Raw genomic sequence first — 23,406 nt, forward strand, 5'->3', positions numbered from 1 at the left:
AGTTCCTTTTCTAAGTCATTGTCGGTATTTTTTTCTGGCATATGTTCTTTGAATTCCTGCTCGAAGCTGTATACTGTTTTTCGCAGTAGCTTGGAACGTTCTCTCAATACATCGATGGCTAAAAATGGATTGGATCTTGATAAAGTATGTGTGGCATCAACGATGATAGACTTCGAACGAATAATACCTTTTTCGATAGCAATGGCGACTGTTTTGTTTATCAATAGATTTAATAAATCGGTATCCTTTAGACGTAGTTTTCTAAATTTTGTTAACGAACTCGGATTGATTACATCGTCTTCTGGATTCATATCCAAAAAATATTTGAAAGACATATCGTATTGAGAACGCTCCACGACATCAATATCGGAAACAGTATAGATTGTTTTAAGTAGTAAATACTTGAACATACGAACGGGACTTTCTGCCATTCGCCCATTGTTGGTACAGTACTTATTTAACAACTCATCGTAAATAAAAGTAAAATCAATCAAATCATTGATTTTTCTTAATAGATTTTCTTTTGGAACTATTAAATCATACAACGAAGAATACTCGCTGAATTGTATTGTTTGTTGTCGTACTAACATCTAAAAAACACTTATAATTAGACTTAAATATAAGAAAAAAGGAGCAGAAATCCATAGATATCTACTCCTTTTTATGTGTCAATTTAATAGAAAGACTTTTTCAGTGCCCTCCTTGATTGTAGAGGCTTTTTTTACTTTAAATGCAATTTAGTTTGGACGAACTTGGCTCCGAATGATGTGTTTCGCATTACAATTGATCTATATTGGTACAGTACAAATTGAAATTATGTAGTAAAGAAGTTTCATTTTTCAGCTCAATAAAGAAATTGCAAAATACATAACTCCACTGTCCTTTAATACCTTACGTTTTATTAATACTATAAACGGTAATCTGGAATGCACGTGGTAGTTTTTGTTTACCTTTAACAGAAGAAAATACTATTCAAAAAAGTAGTTTAAAATGATTTTTTAAACTCAGAATCAGTAAAATTTTAATAACCTATTAATTTACAACGTCTATTGATTCATAACTACAACTGATTACCAGAAAACTGTAGAAAGTAAGTTTAAATTTACTGTATAATCAATATGGCACCTATAAACACTAAACTAAACCCAATGAAAAAACTTCATCTAAGCTTATATTTAATATTTGTTGTAACAGCGGCCATGGTTTTACTGAATCGCTACACCGACTTATATTTAAGCGATTATCGTGTGCATTTTTTCTTTTTATTTTTTGCTGCATCATCCTTTGTAGTAATTGTGGGGCATGTGTTCAAAAAGTTACAAACAAATAAATCTATCTTTATAACTTTTCTATTGGTAGGAATTGCTTGTTTCTTAAAAGCATTCTTCACTTGGGGCGGCGATTGGAAAACGCAGACCAAAATGTACCAGAATATTGAAAACGAAAGCAAATCTGTAGATATTCAGCTACGTGCAGATAAATTCAATTTTGGATACAAAGAAAGAGTGATTGAAATCAATAAAATTGCACCTTTTATCCAATGGACTACCGATGTTGATACTACTAAAATGGATTTGACAAAATGGAAAAGAATTGATTTATATGTCAATGATATGAAATTAAGCGCGAAAAATTAATTGATAAATTTCCAGTGCCTCACATAAAAAATCCAGTAAACGCAATGGAATTACTGGATTTTCTGTTTAAAAAATATATTTCTTGCCAACCTTTAAGTTTCTACCTTAGTCCATTGCTTGATCCCGAAGTACTTTCACCTGATCGTGATCCGATTGAATTGCAGCTTGTTGTCTTAGAATCATTGCCAAATGATCTAGTGCTAAATCTTCCTTATCATCAAGTGCCGTTTCATAAGCCTCAAGTGCCTTGTCCTCTCCATATTCGCAGGAGTCCAAAATAGTACCTCTATTATTTCCAGTAAGTGTTGCTTTAAAATCCATCCAAAATCGGAAAAATTTTCCTGTCGCACGCGTTCCCTCTTCCACCTCGCCACCCAAGGTCAATACCGCGGCCGAAAGTTCAACTAGATTTTTTTCACTCGTATTTTGGAAGCGTTCCAAAACTATCTTTAAATCAGTTTCTTCTGCTTCTATATAAGCAGTTTTATAACCTGCTACTCTATCATTATTTATTACGATCAACTCGTTTAAAATGTCTATGCTTTTATCTGTGTCCATTTTCCTATTTATTAATTGTTCAAATTTAGAAAATAAAAACCGTAACATTTTATACTATTTGCAATCCTTTTTATAGGTTTTCATCGCACGGGAATCGGGAAAATGGAATTTCAGCAAAGGAAATTAATTTGAAATTTGACGATAAAAATTTGAATGCAATTTTACGCTATAATTCGAAATTTGGGAAATCTGTGTAAAAAGAATTTTTAAATGGAAACACTAAATCTCAATCTTTTAATTTAACAATTTGATATTTAACGTCTTACTTTCTAAAAAAGTGAATTTACAATCCTTAAATTTCGGTGCTGACATCTTTGGCGCAAAATTGTTAGAAAACCCGTAAGGTTCCTTTGGAATACCAATAAAGTTTGTATTCATTTTATTGTCCGAATTCTCATCGTGATACAATGTTACGGCGTAATCCCCTTTTGGTAAATCAGTGATAATAAGCGTTGCCGTGTTATCTTGGACTTTTATAGAATAATTTTTAATTGCATATCCTACTTTTAAAAAGTGTGTTTCGCTGTCAAAAATACCAACTTTAATCTCGCCTTGAATCTTATCGATATTAGAAATTTTAATCGTTAATTGTGGATTATTCGATGGTATGAGTGTAAAAATTATACCAAATAGCAGTAGTACACTTTTCATAGCTTTATTATTTTTATATCGAAACCGTGTCAACGTAGCGCCAAGCTCAAATAATTAAATTTCAATTTGATTTACAACTAGTTAAATCCCTTGGTAAAGAAACGATTTTCAAGTCAAAATTCGCACGTTCGAAAATACAACCAAGAAAAAAGACCAGACATTTTTAAAATTAATTTCTATAGAGGTAAATCCAATATTCTTTTATCTAAAATTTTTAGATCAGAATATTGAAGTTGTATTACTTTATTGCATCAACCGCTTCAAAAACAGCTAAAGGTGCTCTTCTTCCCACGTTAATTGATAATTCAGTACCACTAATCGTGTAATTGTCTGCCAGTTCAAAAACTTCTAAAAAAGCGCTTTCATTGAAGTTATGATCAGTACATGCCATCATTGTTGATGCCATTTGAGAAAATTTAATACGATTTCCTTTTTCTAAAGTATAAGTTCCCAGCATATTATTACATCCTGAAAAACCAGAAACGCGGTTGTTTTCTTTATTCAACATGAAAAAAACAGTTCTATCCAATTTTAGATCGGTCATGTCTTTTCCTTCAAAGGTTTTCAATTTCCACATTTTTCCCTCAACTCCGGCAACTGCTGGTTGCGTAGCATTACAACTTATAAATAGTACAGTTACTAGTGCAATTAATGCTAATTTGATTTTCATAGTTTTATAACTTTAAGAATGTACTTAAAATAGCTTTTATCTTTTACGCATCGTAAACCAATAAGGATGCCAGAAATGTTACTATGCAAAAGTACATCAAATGAAGATAGTTAATTTATTTTAATTCAGACACGAAAAAAAGCCGCAAAACGGCACAATTTAATGTACTGCTTTACGACTTATGTATTGAAAGTAAATTCTCTAAATCTATATTTTTACTGGCTATCCTCTATTTTTTCTTTACTCCAAATTCTACCTTCGTTCCTTCGGCATATCAAGTACCTCATCACCACAATCTACAAATCCTGAATCTTCCAAAGCTTCTAAACCGATTTCAATTCTTGCCTTATTCGTAGCTTCTTTAGTTTGAATACAAGGTTTTCCAAATTGAGAACCGTAAAAAACGCGTCTAGTGTCTTTGTTTTTACTATTGCCCCAATAATATTTATCTAGAATCATAGCAAAGTATTCCGCCTGTAAATTTCCTTTTCTAACTTCATTAAAAAATAAATCAAAATATTTCTGTTCATTAATCAGTCGGTGTGAATTGTGTAGTAAAACTGCTGGAAAAGCCATTGAAACACATTCTTGAGAGTAATTCCGTTTTCCAACGAGTTCTTCTGTCGGAAATCCATTCATTACTACAAAATTTACAACTCTTACAAAACTCAACGTGTCAATACTAGACATGATTTTTGCTTTATTGAAAGTAATTCTTGAATCACGTATACCTTGATCCAATCCATAAATTTGACACAATTCAAAAGCAAGACTATCTTGTTTTCTTTGTGCAACTGAATCAATTTCTGAAGTAGTGTTGTGTTGTGTTGCAACACTTTTACAACTTGTAGCACTAATCAATAAAATTAGTGCTACAAGTAAAAAAGTTAATCTATAAATCATTTATAATTGTTTTAAAATAAAACATTGACCTTTCATTAAAGCATAAATCTTCTTTGTTCTATGTTCTATTCTCTATTTTTATATCCTACAAAGGAATATTCCCATGTTTTCTCTTCGGTTGGTCTACCACTTTATTTTCCAACATACTGAAAGCCTTTATCAATTTACGTCTCGTGTCTTGTGGCAAAATCACTTCATCAATAAAACCACGTTGAGCCGCACCATAAGGAGTTGCAAATTGTTCCGCATATTCAGCTTCTTTTTCTAATAGTTTTTCAGCAGGATTTTCAGCAGCTGCGATTTCTTTTTTGAAAATAATTTCACTCGCTCCTTTGGCACCCATAACGGCAATTTCCGCAGAAGGCCAAGCAAAATTCATGTCGGCACCAATGTGTTTTGAATTCATCACATCATAAGCACCACCATACGCTTTTCTAGTAATAACCGTAATTCTTGGCACTGTAGCTTCGCTTAACGCATACAATAATTTCGCACCGTGAACGATAATTCCGTTCCATTCTTGGTCGGTTCCAGGTAAGAAACCAGGAACGTCCACAAGTACTAAAAGTGGAATATTAAAACAATCACAAAAACGGGTAAAACGTGCCGCTTTAATCGAACTGTTCACATCCAAAACTCCCGCTAAGAAATTAGGTTGATTGGCAACAATACCAACACTTCTACCTCCTAAACGAGCGAATCCTACGATAATATTTTCAGCGTAATTTTTATGCACTTCGTAAAACGAATCTGCATCAATAATTCCTTTAATCACCGAATGCATATCATACGGTTTATTAGCATTTTCAGGAATGATATTCGCTAATTCTTCCCGAATTTCATCACCCAATTCTACTGCAACTTTTGGTGTCGTTTCGGTATTATTTTGTGGCAAATAACTCAACAATCGCTTGATGTCTTCCAAACATTCCACATCATTTGCAGAAGTAATATGAGCTACTCCAGATTTTGTTGAATGTGTACTTGCACCACCCAATTCTTCCGAAGTCACCGTTTCGTTTGTTACTGTTTTCACGACATTTGGCCCCGTAACAAACATATAACTACTGTTTTCGACCATCATAGTAAAATCTGTCATGGCAGGCGAATAAACCGCTCCACCAGCACAGGGTCCCATAATAGCAGAAATCTGTGGAATCACGCCCGACGATTGTACATTTCTGTAAAAAATATCTGCGTAACCTCCAAGAGAACGAACGCCTTCTTGAATTCGAGCACCACCAGAATCATTTAATCCAATCATTGGCGTCCCTGTTTTCACAGCCAGGTCCATTACTTTACAAATCTTCTCGGCATGTGTTTCAGACAATGCACCTCCAAAAACAGTAAAATCTTGTGCAAAAACATACACCATTCTCCCGTTAATAGTTCCGTAACCTGTAATTACACCGTCGCCATAATAGACTTCTTTTTGCATGCCAAATTCGGTCGTACGGTGTGTAACTAGCATTCCAATTTCTTCAAAGGAACCTTCGTCCATCAAATATTCTACCCGTTCCCGAGCGGTTAATTTTTTCTTTGAATGTTGTGTTGCAATCCTTTTTTCACCTCCGCCCAAACGAGCCAAAGCCATTTTATCTTCTAAATTTTGTATCTTATCTTTCATATATAGATAATGCTTATTTTTTAATGGAATATGGAATTCGCACCTCTTGATTAGTAATTTCGACCAAATCTGTGTAATGCTTATTTCATGAAAATGATTCTTTATTGTTGAGGCAAACGAAGCGTGATTTGGTCTTTTAAATACTGTTGCAAGGCAATCATAGCCGCCACTTCTGCTTCTTGTTCTTGGTGTACTTTTAAATGTTCGGCATCGTAATATTTCTTTACAAAATGGGTATCAAAATGTCCGGAACGAAACGCTTCGTGCTCCATTACAAATTTCCCAAAAGGTAAAGTTGTACTCACACCTTCCACGTGATAGCCATCAATAGCTTGAATCATCAATTGAATCGACTCTTCGCGAGTAGCTCCGTAAGTGATTAATTTAGCCAACATCGGGTCGTAATAAATGGGCACATCCATTCCTTGCTCGAATCCATTATCTACACGAATTCCGTCACCTTCCGGCAAAGTGTACACGTCTAAATGACCTACACTTGGTAAAAAATCATTCAACGGATCTTCCGCATAAACACGCAATTCCATCGCATGTCCTTTCATTTTCAAGTCTTCTTGTTGCATCGTAAGTTTTTCGCCTCGAGCGACACGAATTTGCAATTCTACTAAATCCATACCCGAAATTAATTCGGTAACCGGATGTTCAACTTGCAAACGAGTATTCATTTCCAAGAAGTAGAAATTATGGTTTTCGTCCAATAAAAATTCAACCGTTCCCGCTCCAAGATAATCACAAGCTTGTGAAACTTTTACCGCTGCTTCACCCATTTTCTTACGAAGTTCTGGAGTCAAAACTGCTGATGGAGCTTCTTCCACTACCTTCTGATGACGACGCTGTATGCTGCATTCTCTTTCAAATAAATACAAGGTATTCCCGTGAGAATCTGCCATGATTTGAATTTCGATATGTCTTGGAGAAGCCACGTATTTTTCAATAAAAACCGAACCATCTCCAAAAGCAGAAGTCGCCTCACTAATGGCACGTGTCATTTGCGATTCTAAATCTTCCGACTTTTCAACAACACGCATTCCTTTTCCTCCACCTCCGGCAGAAGCTTTAATCAAAATGGGGTAACCAATTTCACTTGCAATTTTCTTTGCTTTATCCGTGTCGGTTATGGCTTCGTCAATTCCGGGAACCATTGGAATATCATAGGCTTTTACCGCTTCTTTTGCCGCAAGTTTACTTCCCATCATGTGAATCGCTTTGGATTCTGGTCCGATAAAAATCATTCCGTTTGCACGAACTTCATCTGCGAAAGCGGCATTTTCACTCAAAAATCCGTATCCCGGGTGAATGGCATCTACGCTTAAAGATTTTGCAACTTCCACAATTTTGCTTCCTAATAAATACGATTGATTAGATGGGCTTTCGCCAATCCAAACCGCTTCATCAGCAAATTTAACGTGGGGTGCATTTCGATCTACCGTCGAAAAAATAGCTACGGTTTTTATACCCATTTTCTGGGCCGTTTTCATTACCCTAATGGCAATTTCGCCTCGATTGGCAACTAATATTTTTGTTATTTTCATTTATACTGAACTTGTTTCAGCATCTCACGATACTTCTATGAATGTTTACTTTTATCTCAATTTATTTCCCCAAGGTTAAAACCATGGGCTATGCTTTATTCAAACTCAATCAACAACTGTCCTTTTTCTACAGCGTCGCCTTTTTTAGCAGAAATGGATTTGATAATTCCCGCTCTTGGCGAAAGGAAACTATTTTCCATTTTCATGGCTTCAAGGATTAGCAAACAGTCATTTTCCTGCACTTCTTGCCCTACAGAAACACTCATTTCTAAAATAAGTCCCGGCATTGGAGCTTTGATTTCGTTGATTTGCTTGGAACCACCCACTAAAAACCCCAATTCCTTAATCAATAAATCAAGGGCGTTTTCAATAGCTACTTCATACGTATTTCCGTTTACTTTAACAGTATAGGTTTTGTTAATGAAATCAGCTTCAACGATTTCGGCAGAGTAAGCTTGATTATTTTTTAGAATGTGAAATTTCGAAGGTGAAACTTCCACCGCATCAATTGTTGAATCTTCAGATGCTTTACGGTCGTAAATATTCGTGTTATTTACGGTGAGTTTATAACTTTTATCCATGTTGTATTTTTGATATCGTAAAAATAGGAAAAAAGTAGTCGTTTTAAAAGGATAATAATTATATAGAACCAATTTACGCTTGAAATTCCGTCCTTCTTACTGACTATTTCCAGAAATTGACCTTTTTTATTAAAAAATCCCCATTCTACTGCCGGAAATTACGGAGTAAAATGGGGATTTGTAAAAGTCAGATGGACTGCCGTTACTTACGAAATTATAACGTGCATTTATTCAGTAGCCGCCTCTGTTTCCATTGCATCAAAATTGATATCATTATAAGCAGCATCTGTAAGCGTTTGATCTGCATTTTTCTCCTCAAGTAACGATTCTACCAATAAAGCAGCCGCTTCTTCTTCACCTAATGTTTTAGCCCATGCTGCTAAAGTTCCGTACGTTGCAATCTCGTAATGCTCTATTTTTTGCGAAGCAGCAATGATTCCAGCATCACGAACGGCACCAACTTCCGTTTCCTCCATGATACTTTTTCCTTCTTCGATTAGTCCGTCCATAGCGTCGCATTTTTTAGCAACTGCTTTTTCGCCAATTAATTCAAAGACTTTTTCCAATCGGCTGATTTGTTCTTCTGTTTCCACTAAATGCGCAGTCAGGCCTTCTGTTAACTTCGCTGAAGTTGCATTTTTGGCCATTTTTGGAATTGCTTTTGTCAACGCTTTTTCTGCCCAGTAAATATCTTTCAAACTGTCTACAAACAGTTCTCTTAATTTTTCTGCTGCCGTAGATTTGGCATCTACCATGTGTTTTCTTTCAATTGATTCTTTCAGTGCGTCTTTAGATGCGGTCTCTTTTTTTGTGTCTGTTGAATTTTTCATAGCGTCTATTTTTTGATTTATTCAAAGTTATTTGAAAACCACAAAAATTGAATTATGAAATTTTAAACTCAATTTATAAAATTACAAACTATAAGTATTTACCAACCAAAACACTGCAAAATAAATATGCTAAAAAAACTTTTAAAAGTGTTCCAAAACTACAAGCTTATCTTTTCAATTTTAAAACCTGCCTCCTCAACTTTTGTCAAGATAATTCCTTCATTGGTTCCGTCAAAATCAACCGTCAAAATTTTATCTTTACTTGAAGTATCCACTTCCCATTTTTTTATTTCAGGCACACTGTTTAAAAAAGGAGTTACAGTATCTGTACATCCGCTGCATTTCATATTAGTTTTGAATCTTAATGTTCTCATTATTTTACTTTTTATTAAATTTTCTCCCTCAACTCTCTTAAAGAAAGTGCTTGGAGTCAATGTGTTAAGAATTTGTTACTTATTATTATTGAATATTGACGTTATTGTTTCATTTCTTCCACTTTAAACGTAAACTATTACTTACCACACTTACGCTACTTAACGCCATTGCAGCTCCGGCAAGCATTGGATTTAATAGAAAACCGTTGATTGGAAATAAAATTCCCGCTGCAATTGGAATTCCGATTAAGTTATAGAAAAATGCCCAAAACAGATTTTGCCTGATGGTCGCCACAGTCCATTTTGATAATTGAATGGCTTCTGGAATTTTTTGCAAATCCGAGGATATAATTGTCATTTTGGCCACATCCATGGCTATTGCGCTACCTTTTCCCATCGCTATACTAACGTCGGCTTGTGCCAAAGCTGTACTGTCGTTGATTCCGTCGCCCACCATGGCTACCATTTTACCTTCCGTTTGCAATTGTTTTACAAAATTTGCTTTTTGTTCTGGAAGTACTTCCGCTTGGAAGTGTTTGATTCCTACCGATTCCGCTACTGCTTTGGCGGTTGCAGGATTGTCTCCCGTTAACATATACACATCAATTCCTTTTCGTTGCAATTCGGCGACAGCTTTTTTAGAAGTCGCTTTTATGGAATCTGAAATCGCTAAAATGGCTAATACGTGCTCGCTATTGGCAAACCAAATCACAGTTTGAGCTTGATTACTCCACGCTTCCGCTTTTTGCATTAGACTTTCGTCAAAGACAATCTGGTGTTCCAAAAGTAATTTTTTAGTTCCCACAAAATAAGTTTTGCCTTCAATTGTAGCTTGCACTCCTTTTCCTGTATGACTTTCAAAATCAGAAAGTTCAATTTTAGATTTAATTTCTAAATAATCAACAACAGCGTCTGCCAATGGATGTTCCGATTGCTGTTCAATGCCACTTAAAATTGCTTTTAGACGCTCGTCTTTCGACACCCAAAATACATTGGTCACAGATGGTTTTCCTTCTGTAATTGTACCTGTTTTGTCCAAAATAATGGCGTTGATTTTTTGTGCCAACTCCAAACTCTCCGCGTCTTTAATCAATATTCCATTTTCAGCACCTTTTCCTACTCCAACCATTATTGCCGTAGGTGTAGCCAGTCCTAAAGCGCAAGGACAAGCGATGACTAAAACGGTAACGAGCGCCATTAAACCTTGTGTAAAACCATTTGGTCCGCCAAAAATAGTCCAAATCAGGAACGACAAAACTGCAATTCCCAAAACTACGGGCACAAAAATTCCCGCAATTTTATCCACTAATTTCTGCACTGGCGCTTTACTTCCTTGCGCTTCTTGCACCATTCGTATAATTTGGGAAAGCAAAGTCGCACTCCCAATTTTTTCTGCTTTGAATTGAAAACTTCCTTTTTGATTTAGCGTTCCCGCAAAAACTTTTTCATTTTCAACTTTCAAAACAGGAATCGGTTCGCCACTCAACATACTTTCGTCAACGTAAGATTGACCTTGTGTAACGATTCCATCCACAGCTATTTTTTCGCCGGGTTTGACTAAAATGATAGCATCAATTTGAACTTCTTCGATGGAAGTTTGTTCGTGTTGACCTTCTACGTTTATTAAGGTTACAAATTTTGGTTGCAAACCCATCAATTTTTTAATAGCTGTAGAGGTGTTTCCTTTGGCTTTTTCTTCAAGAAGTCGTCCAAGTAATATGAAAGCGATGACCACTCCAGCTGCCTCAAAATAAACGTGTGGTTCTAAACCTCTATTCAACCAAAATTGCGGATTTACGGTATTGAACACACTAAAAACATAAGCAACTCCAGTACTCAAAGCCACTAAAGTATCCATATTGGCACTTTTATGCTTGGCTTGTTTCCATGCATTTTTAAAGAAATCCAATCCTAAACCAAATACAATTGGCGTGCTTAAGATCCACATTATAGTATTAGCATAAGGTATGTTCATAAAAAACATCCCAATTGCAACCAATGGAATAGCGAGTGCTAATGCCCAATAGGTTTTCATTTTGAGTTTGGCAAATTTTTGCTCGTGCAAAAGAGCTAACGCATCATCACTCCCTTTTTCTTCCTCAATCCATAGATCAAAACCTCCTTCAATAACGGCATCTTTTAAAGTTAAAGGCGAAGTCACACTTGGCACATATTCCACCGCTACAGTTGCCGAAGCAAAATTTACAACTGCTTTTAAAACCCCCGTTTCTGCATTTAAAATGGTCTCTACACCTGAAGCACACGACGCACAACTCATTTCTAATACCGGAATAGTTTTTTTAACCGTTGGCACTTTGAATCCTAGGTTATTCAATTGTTCAACAATTTCGGTCAGAACATTTGAATGATTTGTTTCTATAGCAACCCGTTTCTTTTTAAAATCAATATTAAAACTATTTATTTTAGGGTTAGTACTCAAAAATTCTGTTATTGGAAGGGCCGTTTTTTCACTTTTCAGGCCATCAAGAGGAATATGAAAAGTTTGAAAATGGGTTTGTGAATTCATAATTAGTTTTAGATTTAAACTAAATACAAAGGTCGTCATTCTAATTGGGTTCAAGTAAAAATTGGGTTAAATTCTACTTAAATTTAATTGAATTGACTTTGAAAAGTAACGTATTAATTCGTGATTTTTTTCAAAATTGAAGAAGCACTAATGCCGTGGATAAAGACCGAAAGTACAATGACCAAGATTACCAAAGACCACAACCGATCACTTCCTTCAAAGTCGCTGTGATTGACGGCATACGCCAAATAATATACGGAGCCAAAACCTCTAATTCCTAAAAATGCAACCGCCGAACGACTTTTCCATTCCATTTTTTTAAAACCTGCTAGTCCAATCATTCCGCACAATGGCCGAATTACGAGTACCAAAACAACGGCGATAATAATTAAAGTTGAGTCAAGAAATCGTAATATTCCACCACTAATTGCCGCACCTAAAGCCAACAGAAGTAAAGCAGTTAATATCAATTGCGACTTTTCTATTAATGCATGCAGTGCCACTTGATGTATGTGGTCAGGTTCAAATTGTCTAATAGTTATGGCACCACAAAAAACGGCTATAAATCCATAACCGCCTAGAATTTCAGTACATCCATAGATAATTAATGTAGCGGCAAGCGATCCGATACCCACGATAATTTTTGCGAATTCAGTTTTAGCGGGAAGATTTAAAATAAAGCGAGCCAATAAATAACCCATACCGACACCCACTGCAATTCCTACAGCCAATTCATATAACACATTGACTAAAAACCAACTTTCAATCCAATTGGAGGGATGCGAACCAAACAGTGCCATTGCGATTGCCATATTGGTAAAAGGAAAAGCCAAGCCATCATTGAGTCCTGCTTCGGAAGTCAATCCAAATTTAAGTTCAGCCTTTTGTTTTGAACCTTCTGGAGCGCCTTCACCCGGACCTTCTTCCTCAATTTCAGAGGCTAAAACGGGATCTGTTGGTGCAATGACAGCTCCCAACAAAACGGCCGTTGCAGGGACAAAAGCTGCAAACCACCACCCAATTAGTGCTGCAAAAACCATTGTAAGCGTCATTGTAATGCCTAATAAACGCCACGTAATATTCCAATTTCTAAAACTTGGCTTTCGATTGATCTTTAAACCCGCCGCCATGACGGCAATAATTACTGCCAATTCAGAAATGTGTTCTATAAAAACCGAATGTACTTGTGGATCAGGACGCGAAAAGGAAAAAGGCAGTGAGAATATTAAAAACCCAGCGGTCAAAATAATTATAGGCATTGACAAGGGAAATTGAGATAAAACGCGCGGTAAAATACTTGCCGCTAAAATAGCTACACCTACAATGAGTAGAAATAAATTATACGATTCAAAAAAGGAAACGGCGTCTTTTAACTCCATAGGTTATCTAGTTTTAAATGAACCTTGCTTTTACATTTTATTCAAGAAAATACTAAATTAAATTGTCCTATAAAGTGCATTGTTCATTGTTGGTAAAAATAATAGCAATTGCATTAAACTGTTTTACATGATTTACATATTGATTATCAAATTATAAAGGTTATGCAAATTGTTGAATTGCTCCATAAGTTACGCAGATAAAGCAGTGATTGCAGCTAAAGTTCAGCTACACAAATTTTAAAAAAATGTAAATAAAGTTGAATTTAAGTTCCGAAACAATACCTTTGAAATAATCTAAACGTAAAAACAAAGTGGTACTTACTGCAACACATGCGTAAGTAGTGGAGCACAAACAGTCCCTACTTTTTACTTATTTTATTTCTCAAAAGCAGCAAATGATACTTATAATTGGAGCAGGATTATCGGGACTTGTAACCGCATATCGATTAAAACAAGCAGGAATTCCTTTTAAAATTTTAGAAGCCAGAACTCGCATTGGCGGAAGAATCAATACCGTGAAAGGCTCGAGTGGCATTCCAGTTGAAATGGGTGCGACTTGGTTCAATGAAAGTCACCGTAATTTAATTCACCTTTTAAATGAATTGGAATTGCATGCCTTTGAACAATACATGGAAGGAACGGTTTTTTACCAACCCAATGCCACTGGTTCCGTTCAAGAAATAGAGTTGCCGGCTCAAGCTCCGAGTTATCGAATTGATGGCGGTTCTTCACATCTGATTCATGTTTTATTTTCCAAATTGGATCCAGAAGATGTTTTATTGAATCAAAATGTGACCCATATTTCTTTCGAAGAAAATGAAGTGAAAGTAGTTGCCAACGACACTTTTATAGGAACACAAGTTGTATTGGCTTTGCCGCCGAAATTGTGGGCGAAAAACATTTCTTTTGAACCCAAATTGCCGCAAGACCTTTTGGCCACAAGCCAAGAAACCCATACTTGGATGGAAGATTCGATTAAAGTTGCCTTGACGTATAAAAATCCTTTTTGGCAAGAAGCAAAACAAGCAGGAACGCTTTTTAGTAATGGCGGTCCGATGACTGAAGTGTACGATCATAGCAATAGGGAACGTTCAACATTTGCGCTTTGCGGTTTTATGAGTACTTCTTTTAAAGCACTTTCAGCAGAAGAACGTCAGCTCGCGGTAGTTCGGCAGTTGCAAAATACATTTGGTACCAAAGCAACCGATTTTTTAGAATACCACGAATGCATTTGGAGCCAAGAACCGTATACATTTGCCACGAACGAAACCTTACTTTTTCCACATCAAAATAATGGAAATGCGATCTTTCGAAAAATATATTTTGACGGTCGATTGATCCTTTCAAGTGCCGAATCTGCTGCGGAATTTGCAGGCTATATGGATGGCGCGGTTGCTGCAGGAAATTTGACTGCAGAAAAGATTTTAAAAGCAAGTGCAATTTAATTTCAGAAAATGAGACTGTTAAATGTAGTGTAGAATTCATTTTAGAACATTCCTTGAAGTATTTTTGCACCACGAATTTATTTAAAAATTCCCCTAAAAAAGAAAGCATAGGTTAGCCTATATGAAAGACAAATTATTTGCAGTAGTAGATATTGAAACCACTGGTGGCAATGCAAGCCACAGTCGGATTACTGAAATCGCTATCATTATTTACGACGGAACACACATCATTGACCGTTGGGAATCGCTCGTGAATCCACAAAAATTTATTCCTCCTGCCATTTTTGCTTTGACAGGAATCGACAATGAACTAGTTCGGCATGCTCCGACCTTTGATGAAATTTCTGACAAAGTTTTTGAGCTGTTGAACGACCGTATATTTGTCGCTCACAATGTTAATTTTGACTACTCTTTTGTCAAACATGAATTGGAAACTGCCGGTTTGAAATGGACGGCAACCAAGTTATGTACGGTTCGAGCGGCTCGAAAAATCAAACCAGGACTTCCCTCCTACAGTCTGGGTCGACTATGTACTTCCTTGAATATATCGTTAGAAAATAGACACCGTGCTGGTGGAGATGCGGATGCAACCACTATATTGCTGTCAAAATTACTAGCTTGGGATACTAAAGGTGAAATCAATACGATGATTAAAAAAACGGCAGAAGATCAACGTTTGCCGCCCAATTTGCCACCTGAAGATTTTGCAAAGATTCCAGAAAAACCAGGTGTATATTATTTTTACAATGAGGTTCGGAAAGTAATTTATGTGGGTAAAGCAGTCAATTTGAAAAAACGAGTGGCTTCCCATTTTAGCGGACATAAAATTACACCTCAACGGCAGCATTTTTTAAAAGACATTCATGCGATAACTTTTGAAGTTTGTGCTACAGAATTAATGGGACTCATTTTAGAATGTACCGAAATCAAGAATCTTTGGCCCACGTATAACAAGGCATTGAAACGCTTTGAACCCAAATGTGGCTTGTTTGAATATGAAGCTAGAAATGGTTATCGTTATTTGGCCGTTGGAAACATCGTTAAAAATCAAACCTGTATTGAAACCTTTAGCAGTTCGGGAGATGCCATTGCGTTGTTGCGGGAACTTGCTGCTAAATTTGACATTGACTACCGCTTTTGCAAATATGGAACACCTGGCGTTGGTGAAGTTCAGTTTCCTGTTTCAACAGAAGAACTACCCGATTTGGAGACGCATAATGGACAGGTAGCTGAAGCAATCGATTATTATTTAAAAAGCAGAGCAACTTATGTCATCATTGATAAAGGAAGAACTTCGGATGAGAAAAGCTGTATTTACATTGAAAACGGGCGGTTAAAAGGAATGGGATATGTACCTTCTGATGCTTTCATTACTGAAATTTCAGCCTTTAAGGATCACATTGATTTGTATCCATCAAACCAGTATTTGATGCAATTAATTGGTACTTACGCAGAAAAAAATAAGAGCAAGATTCAATTTGAAATGAGTAATTATTGACATAACAAGCGACATTTTAATTATTAAAAATCACTTTTTCAAATAGTCGTCTTTCAATAATTGATACCAATTGTGTTTTATTGCATTGATTTCGAATGTTTCCACAAATTGCAATCCCACATTTTGAAGTATTTTATTTGAACCTGCATTGTCAATATCAGCACTGCCGTAAACTTCAGCGCAATTGAGTTGATTAAACGCGTAATCTAGTGATGCAACAGCAGTTTCCGTTGCAATTCCTTTTCTCCAAAATTTAGGAATCAAGCGGTATCCTAAATCGTAATACTTCTGGTGGGAATTGATTGTATCGGTTACGAGCTTGAGTCCTGACCAACCTACAAACGCGTTGGTTTCCTTATCAATAATTGCCCAACGTCCAATTCCATAATCCAGGTATTGTTGACGGATTACTTCAATCACCTTAATGGTTTCTTCTTTTGACGCAATCGTTTTATTGCCCAAATACTTGTGTACTTCCGCATTGGAATCAAGTTCAAACATTCCATCAACATCAGTAAATTCAATTTCCCTTAAAATAAAACGTGGTGTTTCTGCGTGTATTGTCATTTTAATTTTATTTGTGTCAATAGAAGAGTAGTCAACTGAAAACTGTGATTGAAATTTAAACCTGTTGCTTTTTCTCTTCGGCCAATTCCACATCATCTGTATCCGGTTCCAATGCTTCTTGTTCTAAATGCGCTTGCTTTTCATATTGCAAACTGATGAAAATTGGGAAATGATCGGAATTAAAATTATTGAGTCGCACAATTTGTTTTAATTTCCAGTCGACCGAAATGAAGGCGTGGTCCAGCGGAAAGCGGAGAAATGGATAATGAGCATGAAAGGTATTAAAGAAACCACGGCCTTTTCTAGGATCAAGCAAACCACTCATTTTTAAAAACAAAGAGGTTGTATAACTCCAAGCTACGTCATTCAAATCTCCGATGACAATTACGGGAAGTGTGCATTCTTTAGCCAAATCTGCTATCAGAAGCAATTCTTTATCTCTTTCTTTCGAAGTTGGATTTTCGTTCGGAACTGGTGGCGTGGGATGAACAGCAAACAACTGAAATGCTTGGCCACTTGGCAAAATAACTTCGGTATGAATGGACGGAATATTATCTTCCACCATGTAATGAACGTGCGTATTTTGCAATTCAAATTCCGAATACAGCACCATTCCGTATTTATTTTCCAAAGGCACTTTCACCTGAAAAGGAAATTTTTCGGTCAGTATTTCAATTTCTTTTTCCCACGTTTCATTGATTTCTAGAAGTAAAAGAAGGTTGGGTTGCACACGTTCAATTTCGTTGAGACAACCTTGATAATTGGTATTGTCTTGGAGCACATTTGAGATCATCAACTTGATTCCATTTTCGGGAATTTCTTTTTTGATGTCTAGCGCTTGTTTTTTGGAAAACGGAGTAAAAGGAAGAATTAAATACAGCAGATAACCTGCATTAAGAAGCATTAATCCCAAGAAAATCTGAATAACGCTATCGTCTTTGTCCCAGAAAAAAAACAGTAAACCTATCGTAATGCTGTTTAGAACCAATTTCTGAATTCGAGGATATTCGCAAACGCGGAATACCCAATATTCTTTTTTTACGAAAGGCAATAATGTAATAATCAGCAGTATTGAGGCAAAAATAAGAAGCGCTGTTTTCATGTTGTAAATGGAATTGTTCAAGAAATGAATCATAGCTTGCGTTGGCAAGAGGTAATCCTTACCGAAGGTACAACTTTTTATAAAATCTCGAAACGATTGCCGTAGTTTTCAGTTTGCTTTTCCTTCATTACCATGAATTGATTTATAAAAAAAGCGGTAATTACAGCGGTAAAAAATTATAGAAATTACCACTTTTCTTGCTCTTTAGAATGTTCTTTCACTGTCAAAAATCAATGAAAAAAGGGAACATTCCTAAAGAATAAAGCTCCCTCTTTTTGATGTTATGAAAACAATCTTCGTATCATTACATGCAGTCGGAAGTTATAATCTTCGAGTAACCATTCTTTGTAACTTTTACTTGCACGTTCTAGACAACCTACATATTGCTTGATTCTCCACTCGATTTCAGGAATTAAAGCTTCCGCTAATTTGAAAGCCTCGCTTACCGTTTCGGCATTTTCCAAACACATTTTTGTATGTTGCCTAATGGAATCTTGAATAACTGTTTTGTGCTTCTTACCTAAATCAATTGCCTCCTGAAAATGCCCTTCTACGTCAAAACTCATTTCAAGTGTTTTAGGAAATTTAGCTCGTAACTCTAACGTCAAAACTGGAGACGTAATTCCTGAATTTAAGCTCACGCTGGCTTGCAATTGTTGCGCAAAAGCTTCTGGATGTTCAAAGGCAAATTTCCAATCCACAGGTTCTTCCCAAGGGCCAAAACGCTCAATATTGTTTCCTAAATCAATGATGTTAAACGATTTTTTATTTGGCAATTTTCGGGCTCCTCTTCCAATCATTTGATGGTACAAAGTAATAGAAGTTGTAGCTCTGTTCAAAATCACAGTTTGAACGCTTGGCTCGTCAAAGCCTGTGGTAAGTATGGAAACGGAAGTTAAAACAGCGCCTTTGGTTTTCTTAAACCACTTTAAAGTTTCTTTCCGTTCCTCTCGACTGGTTTGATTGTCCAAATGTTTTATAGGAATTTCTGATGCCGTAAATACGTCAAAAATCTTTCGGGAAGTTGCAATTCCGTTATTAAAAATTAGTGTTTTCTTTCCAACTGAATGATTTTGATAAGCCGAACGAACCAAGTCCAACATAGGCTCTGAACTGTAAAGTGAATTGGAAGAACTGACCGTGTAATCGCCATGAATGCCCGTTTTTAATGAATTTAATTCTACATTAAACTGAACGGATTTTGGCTTTGCCAAGAATCCCTCCTTTATCAAAGTTGAAATACTTTCGCCTACAAGAAGTGAGTCATAGTGGCGCTTCATCGGTTTATTAAGTGTCGCGCTAAAGGGAGTTGCAGTAACTCCAATGACAAAAGCGTTCTTAAATTTAGTCAATAATTTACTAAAAGAATTATGATGTGCTTCATCAATAATTACCAGTCCCACATTGTTGACCTTTATTTTTTTCTTTTTAATTCGGTTTTTCAATGTTTCTACCATTGCAACGTAACACGAACACTCCTTATCAAAATACGTAGTGCTGCTTTTAATCACACTGTTTTCTACGCCAAGATTTTTCAAGGTGGTAGAAGTTTGTTTGCACAATTCTTTTCGGTGCGTTAAAATGGTCACGGTTTGCGTGGATTGTTCCATAAAACGACGTGCAATTTCTGAAAAAACTACGGTCTTCCCTCCGCCAGTTGGCAATTGATATAATAGTTTTTTTGAAGTGCCACTTTGTAACGTTTCAAAAATCGAATTGATATCACGTTCCTGATAATCGTAAAATTCTTTAACCATGAGTACTGAAATTAGTAGGTCAAATTTAGAACAAGCAGCACTTCATCATTTTATAGTATTGTGACAATAGTTTACACTTTAAAATTCACACACTAAAAGGCTTTAGATTTAGAACTAAATAACTGTATTTCAGATGTATCAATATTTATTTTTTCTCTAATCCATGCATATTAATACCTAATTTTATTAACAATTGTTTTTGTCTGCAAAAATTATAAATTCCGATTCACATTTTATAACAACTTGAAAATGCAAATTTTATAATTTAGTAAAACAGAATTTAAGTAACTATATGCTGCTTCATTTTAGCGAAAGCTGAAACAAAAATGCAGCTCATCTTGAATCTTATGAGTTTCGATGAAAATCATTTTACATCGAAATTACAATTGAACCGATGCTTGTTGCAACGAAGGTGACGGGTAGTCAGGTTGTCGAAGTGACTGTAATGGCGCATGTCCTTTCCACCCGTTCGGGCATGCAAAAACAGCTTACGTCTCCACTTTTCAAGGAGAACCAGTTACGCGGCAATAATCCAAGGATCGGTTCAATTTTTATGTAAAAACACTTTTTCATTTCTTCCAATCACTTTTATATCTTTACAATTCTAAAAGAAGTCCGTTTATGTGCTACCACATTATACAATCCAAATTGAGAAAGCAAATTGAACGTAGATTCAAGGCAAAATTTATGCTGCCAAACACATTTGAACCTTCTACTCATTTGAACGGATTTGACTTTCCAAGTATTCCAATAATCACCAATGATAAGCCCGAAATTATTCAAGATTTTAATTGGGGTTTCATTCCGGAGTGGTCCAAAAGCAAGGACATTAGAGCGGTGACTTTGAATGCAAAAATTGAAACTTTACACGAAAAACCGTCGTTTAAGAATAGTGTTCAGCAACGTTGTTTGGTTTTGGCAAATGGCTTTTATGAATGGCAATGGCGCGATATTAAAGGAAAAAACAAAGTCAAATACCAAATTGGCATCGAAGGCGACGCGCTGTTTGCGTTTGCTGGACTTTATTCGCATTGGCACGATGATCAAACCAATGAAATTGTAAATACATTTACTATTGTAACCACAGAAGCCAATCCCCTAATGGCAACCATTCATAATATCAAGAAGCGCATGCCGGTTATTTTGCGTGCTGAAGACGAAATAAATTGGCTGCATCAAGAACCTGTAGATCAATTTGCTTATCCGTATGAAGTAAATTTGTTTGCGAAGAATTTGGACGTGCAGAATGAGTTGTTGCTATTTTAAATAACTATCATCGTTAATTTAAAAACTAACAATTTTCTCGCAAAGACGCAAAGATAACAGCTTTATCTTTTCGAATTTATTTTTAATTCTACTTTAAACTGGCAGATATTAAAAATCAGTATTTAAACACTACAATTAAATCTTATTAATTTATCCAAAAATACTGTAATCCAAACTAATAGTAATTTATTAAATTTGATTTCCAATTTATGAATCAACCCAATTAATGAATTATGAAAGATAAAAAAACCAACAATTCAGACGGTGCGAATGCAAAACAAACTGATTTAGAACGCAACAGGTCTAATGCAGACGGTCAATTTATGACTACCGATCAAGGTTTGAAAATCAACGATGACAACAACCAATTAAAAGCCGGCGAACGCGGTTCTGCTTTACTAGAAGATTTTATTTTAAGAGAAAAGATTACCCATTTTGACCACGAACGCATTCCAGAACGCATTGTTCACGCCCGCGGTTCGGGTGCTCACGGTTATTTTGAATTGTATAAACCGATGGGCGAATTTACCAAAGCAAAATTCCTCAACGACACTTCTGTAAAAACGCCCATTTTTATTCGGATTTCTACGGTTGCAGGTTCAAGAGGTTCAACAGATTTGGCTCGAGATGTGAGAGGTTTTGCTATTAAATTTTACACGCAAGAAGGAAATTACGACCTGGTGGGAAATAATATGCCTGTCTTTTTTATCCAAGATGCGATGAAATTTCCCGATTTGGTTCACGCTGTAAAAGGCGAACCCCATAATGAAATTCCGCAAGCCGCTTCGGCTCACGATACGTTTTGGGATTTTATTTCGCTAATGCCAGAATCCATGCACATGATCATGTGGACGATGAGCGACCGCGCGATTCCAAGAAGCCTACGAATGATGGAAGGATTTGGCGTTCATACGTTCCGATTTATCAATGATAAAAACGAATCGCATTTTGTTAAATTTCATTGGAAACCAAAATTAGGCACACACGCCGTGGTTTGGGATGAAGCACAAAAGATTTCAGGAAAAAACTCGGATTTTCACAAACTGGATTTATGGGAAGCCATTGACAAAGGCGATTTTCCAGAGTGGGAATTGGGTGTGCAAATTATTCCAGAAGCAGACGAACATAAATTCGACTTTGATTTACTAGACCCAACAAAATTAGTTCCAGAAGAATTAGTTCCGGTTACGATCATTGGAAAAATGGTTTTGGACCGAAATCCAGATAACTTTTTTGCCGAAACGGAACAAATTGCCTTCCACCCCGGACACGTTGTTCCAGGAATTGATTTTTCAAATGATCCATTGTTACAAGGTCGTTTATTTTCTTACACCGACACGCAACTTTCAAGATTGGGAAGTCCGAATTTTCATGAAATTCCAATCAACAGAACCATCGCACCCATGCACAATCATCAAAGAGATGGACACATGCGTCAGGAAATAAATCCGGGTCGTGTTTCCTATCATCCCAATTCTTTAGGTGGCGGTTGTCCGTTTCAAGCCAAAGCATCTGAAGGTGGTTTTACGAGTTATGACGAACGCATTGACGCCCGAAAAGTAAGAGCAAGAAGTACGAGTTTTGCCGATCATTTCAGTCAGGCGACTTTGTTTTACAACAGTCAAACTGATGTTGAAAAAAACCATATTATCAAAGCATTGCGTTTTGAATTGGGTAAAGTAGAAACGGTTGCAATCCGTAAACGAACACTTGGCTTGTTGGATCAAGTAGATCCTACGCTTGCTAAAAAAGTAGCGGAAGGACTGGGACTTGAAGTGCCTCAACCCGAAAAACCAATGAATCATGGTGTGGGTGCAGATGCAGATGATGCGCAAGAACCGATTAAAAAGACGCAGAAAATAAAAAATTCAGATGCTTTGAGTATGGTTAAAAATCCAACGTTGACTGATACGATTGCCACACGACAAATTGCCTTTTTATGCGCAGCTGGTGTTACTGGAAAATCAGTTGATACCATGAAAAAAGCGTTAGAAGATGCTGGCGCGATGGTAAAAATTGTAGCACCACATTTGGGATCTATTAAAACGGCAGAAGGAAAAGATTTGGCTGTTGACCAAAGTTATATGATTGCTGCTTCTGTATTATTTGATGGCGTTTTTATTCCCGATGGAGAAAATGCAGCTGCATTAAAGGATATGGACGAAGTGAAAGAATTTATCAATGATTCTTTCAAGCACTGCAAATTCATTGCAGCAGAAGGAACTGGAGTCGATGTTCTTAAAAATACGGATGCAAAACCGGATGCCGATGCAGGAGTTTTGACAAACCAAAATGTGGGCGATCAAAAATTTGTGAAAAATTATATTGCAAAATTAGGAACACACCGTTTTTGGGAACGCGAAAAAGCAGTTTAGAAAAATTATAAATGCAAAAGCGGATTAGGATGTAAAATCTTAATCCGCTTTTTTTGTGCTTTACAAATGTTAGTGGTTGGCTACTTTGTAACTACCTTACCGCAAGAGC

20 protein-coding genes are annotated in these 23,406 nt (G+C 36.2%); 5 read left to right on the forward strand and 15 right to left on the reverse strand.

Annotation, left to right across the window (positions count from 1 at the left end; genetic code table 11):
* On the reverse strand, positions 1–590 hold a 590-nt coding region (locus tag H602_RS0108535), incomplete at its 3' end, for a transposase (RefSeq protein WP_026977634.1).
* Positions 591–1,148: 558 nt separating this feature from the next.
* Here H602_RS0108535 and H602_RS0108540 point away from each other — a divergent pair.
* Positions 1,149–1,637: a hypothetical protein gene (locus H602_RS0108540; RefSeq protein ID WP_157504990.1), complete on the forward strand. Its 489-nt coding sequence runs from the start codon at positions 1,149–1,151 to the stop codon at positions 1,635–1,637.
* Between the two features lie 105 nt (positions 1,638–1,742).
* On the opposite strand, the gene H602_RS0108545 is transcribed toward H602_RS0108540, so the two are convergent.
* The 11 genes from H602_RS0108545 to H602_RS0108595 form a co-directional block, all read right to left on the reverse strand.
* Complete coding sequence (locus H602_RS0108545) at positions 1,743–2,195, reverse strand: ferritin-like domain-containing protein (protein WP_026977636.1); 453 nt, start codon at positions 2,193–2,195, stop codon at positions 1,743–1,745.
* A gap of 234 nt (positions 2,196–2,429) precedes the next feature.
* Entirely contained in the window at positions 2,430–2,846 is a 417-nt protein-coding gene (locus tag H602_RS0108550) for a DUF2141 domain-containing protein (RefSeq protein ID WP_051224311.1), read from the reverse strand.
* A gap of 238 nt (positions 2,847–3,084) precedes the next feature.
* Positions 3,085–3,516 carry an META domain-containing protein gene (locus H602_RS18485; protein WP_051224314.1) on the reverse strand — a complete coding sequence of 144 codons (432 nt, stop codon included), beginning with the start codon at positions 3,514–3,516 and terminating at the stop codon, positions 3,085–3,087.
* Positions 3,517–3,768: 252 nt separating this feature from the next.
* Positions 3,769–4,419, reverse strand: a complete 651-nt coding sequence (locus H602_RS18490) for a hypothetical protein (protein ID WP_051224316.1) — start codon at positions 4,417–4,419, stop codon at positions 3,769–3,771.
* 85 nt (positions 4,420–4,504) lie between these two features.
* Positions 4,505–6,046 carry an acyl-CoA carboxylase subunit beta gene (locus tag H602_RS0108565; protein WP_026977638.1) on the reverse strand — a complete coding sequence of 514 codons (1,542 nt, stop codon included), beginning with the start codon at positions 6,044–6,046 and terminating at the stop codon, positions 4,505–4,507.
* 101 nt (positions 6,047–6,147) lie between these two features.
* Positions 6,148–7,590: an acetyl-CoA carboxylase biotin carboxylase subunit gene (locus H602_RS0108570; RefSeq protein ID WP_026977639.1), complete on the reverse strand. Its 1,443-nt coding sequence runs from the start codon at positions 7,588–7,590 to the stop codon at positions 6,148–6,150.
* Positions 7,591–7,691: 101 nt separating this feature from the next.
* Entirely contained in the window at positions 7,692–8,177 is a 486-nt protein-coding gene (locus H602_RS0108575) for an acyl-CoA carboxylase biotin carboxyl carrier protein subunit (RefSeq protein ID WP_026977640.1), read from the reverse strand.
* Positions 8,178–8,404: 227 nt separating this feature from the next.
* Positions 8,405–9,007, reverse strand: coding sequence for a YciE/YciF ferroxidase family protein (locus tag H602_RS0108580; protein ID WP_026977641.1), 603 nt, complete (start codon positions 9,005–9,007; stop codon positions 8,405–8,407).
* Positions 9,008–9,165: 158 nt separating this feature from the next.
* Positions 9,166–9,381 carry a heavy-metal-associated domain-containing protein gene (locus H602_RS0108585; protein WP_026977642.1) on the reverse strand — a complete coding sequence of 72 codons (216 nt, stop codon included), beginning with the start codon at positions 9,379–9,381 and terminating at the stop codon, positions 9,166–9,168.
* 109 nt (positions 9,382–9,490) lie between these two features.
* Positions 9,491–11,908 (reverse strand): heavy metal translocating P-type ATPase, encoded by a 2,418-nt coding sequence (locus H602_RS0108590; RefSeq protein WP_026977643.1) that lies wholly within the window; start codon positions 11,906–11,908, stop codon positions 9,491–9,493.
* Positions 11,909–12,021: 113 nt separating this feature from the next.
* On the reverse strand, positions 12,022–13,287 hold the full coding sequence (locus H602_RS0108595; RefSeq protein ID WP_026977644.1) for a cation:proton antiporter: 1,266 nt from the start codon (positions 13,285–13,287) through the stop codon (positions 12,022–12,024).
* 395 nt (positions 13,288–13,682) lie between these two features.
* Between H602_RS0108595 and H602_RS0108600 the strand changes: the two genes are divergently transcribed.
* Both H602_RS0108600 and H602_RS0108605 read left to right on the forward strand, forming a co-directional pair.
* On the forward strand, positions 13,683–14,732 hold the full coding sequence (locus H602_RS0108600) for a flavin monoamine oxidase family protein (RefSeq protein ID WP_026977645.1): 1,050 nt from the start codon (positions 13,683–13,685) through the stop codon (positions 14,730–14,732).
* A gap of 121 nt (positions 14,733–14,853) precedes the next feature.
* Entirely contained in the window at positions 14,854–16,230 is a 1,377-nt protein-coding gene (locus H602_RS0108605) for an exonuclease domain-containing protein (protein ID WP_026977646.1), read from the forward strand.
* Between the two features lie 30 nt (positions 16,231–16,260).
* On the opposite strand, the gene H602_RS0108610 is transcribed toward H602_RS0108605, so the two are convergent.
* The 3 genes from H602_RS0108610 to H602_RS0108620 all read right to left on the reverse strand — a co-directional run bounded on the left by H602_RS0108610 (position 16,261) and on the right by H602_RS0108620 (position 19,656).
* Positions 16,261–16,797 carry a GNAT family N-acetyltransferase gene (locus tag H602_RS0108610; protein ID WP_026977647.1) on the reverse strand — a complete coding sequence of 179 codons (537 nt, stop codon included), beginning with the start codon at positions 16,795–16,797 and terminating at the stop codon, positions 16,261–16,263.
* Between the two features lie 55 nt (positions 16,798–16,852).
* Positions 16,853–17,899 (reverse strand): endonuclease/exonuclease/phosphatase family protein, encoded by a 1,047-nt coding sequence (locus H602_RS0108615; protein WP_026977648.1) that lies wholly within the window; start codon positions 17,897–17,899, stop codon positions 16,853–16,855.
* Between the two features lie 281 nt (positions 17,900–18,180).
* A complete protein-coding gene (locus H602_RS0108620) occupies positions 18,181–19,656 on the reverse strand; it encodes a DEAD/DEAH box helicase (RefSeq protein WP_035759244.1) in 1,476 nt (491 codons plus the stop codon).
* A gap of 621 nt (positions 19,657–20,277) precedes the next feature.
* On the opposite strand from H602_RS0108620, the gene H602_RS18495 reads away from it, so the two are divergent.
* Together H602_RS18495 and H602_RS0108635 are read left to right on the forward strand one after the other, a co-directional pair.
* Positions 20,278–20,922 (forward strand): SOS response-associated peptidase, encoded by a 645-nt coding sequence (locus tag H602_RS18495; protein WP_051224319.1) that lies wholly within the window; start codon positions 20,278–20,280, stop codon positions 20,920–20,922.
* 233 nt (positions 20,923–21,155) lie between these two features.
* Entirely contained in the window at positions 21,156–23,297 is a 2,142-nt protein-coding gene (locus H602_RS0108635; RefSeq protein WP_026977650.1) for a catalase, read from the forward strand.
* The last annotated feature ends 109 nt before the right edge of the window (positions 23,298–23,406 follow it).

It is taken from the genome of Flavobacterium tegetincola DSM 22377 (genome assembly GCF_000425485.1).
Classification (GTDB): Bacteria; Bacteroidota; Bacteroidia; order Flavobacteriales; family Flavobacteriaceae; genus Flavobacterium; species Flavobacterium tegetincola.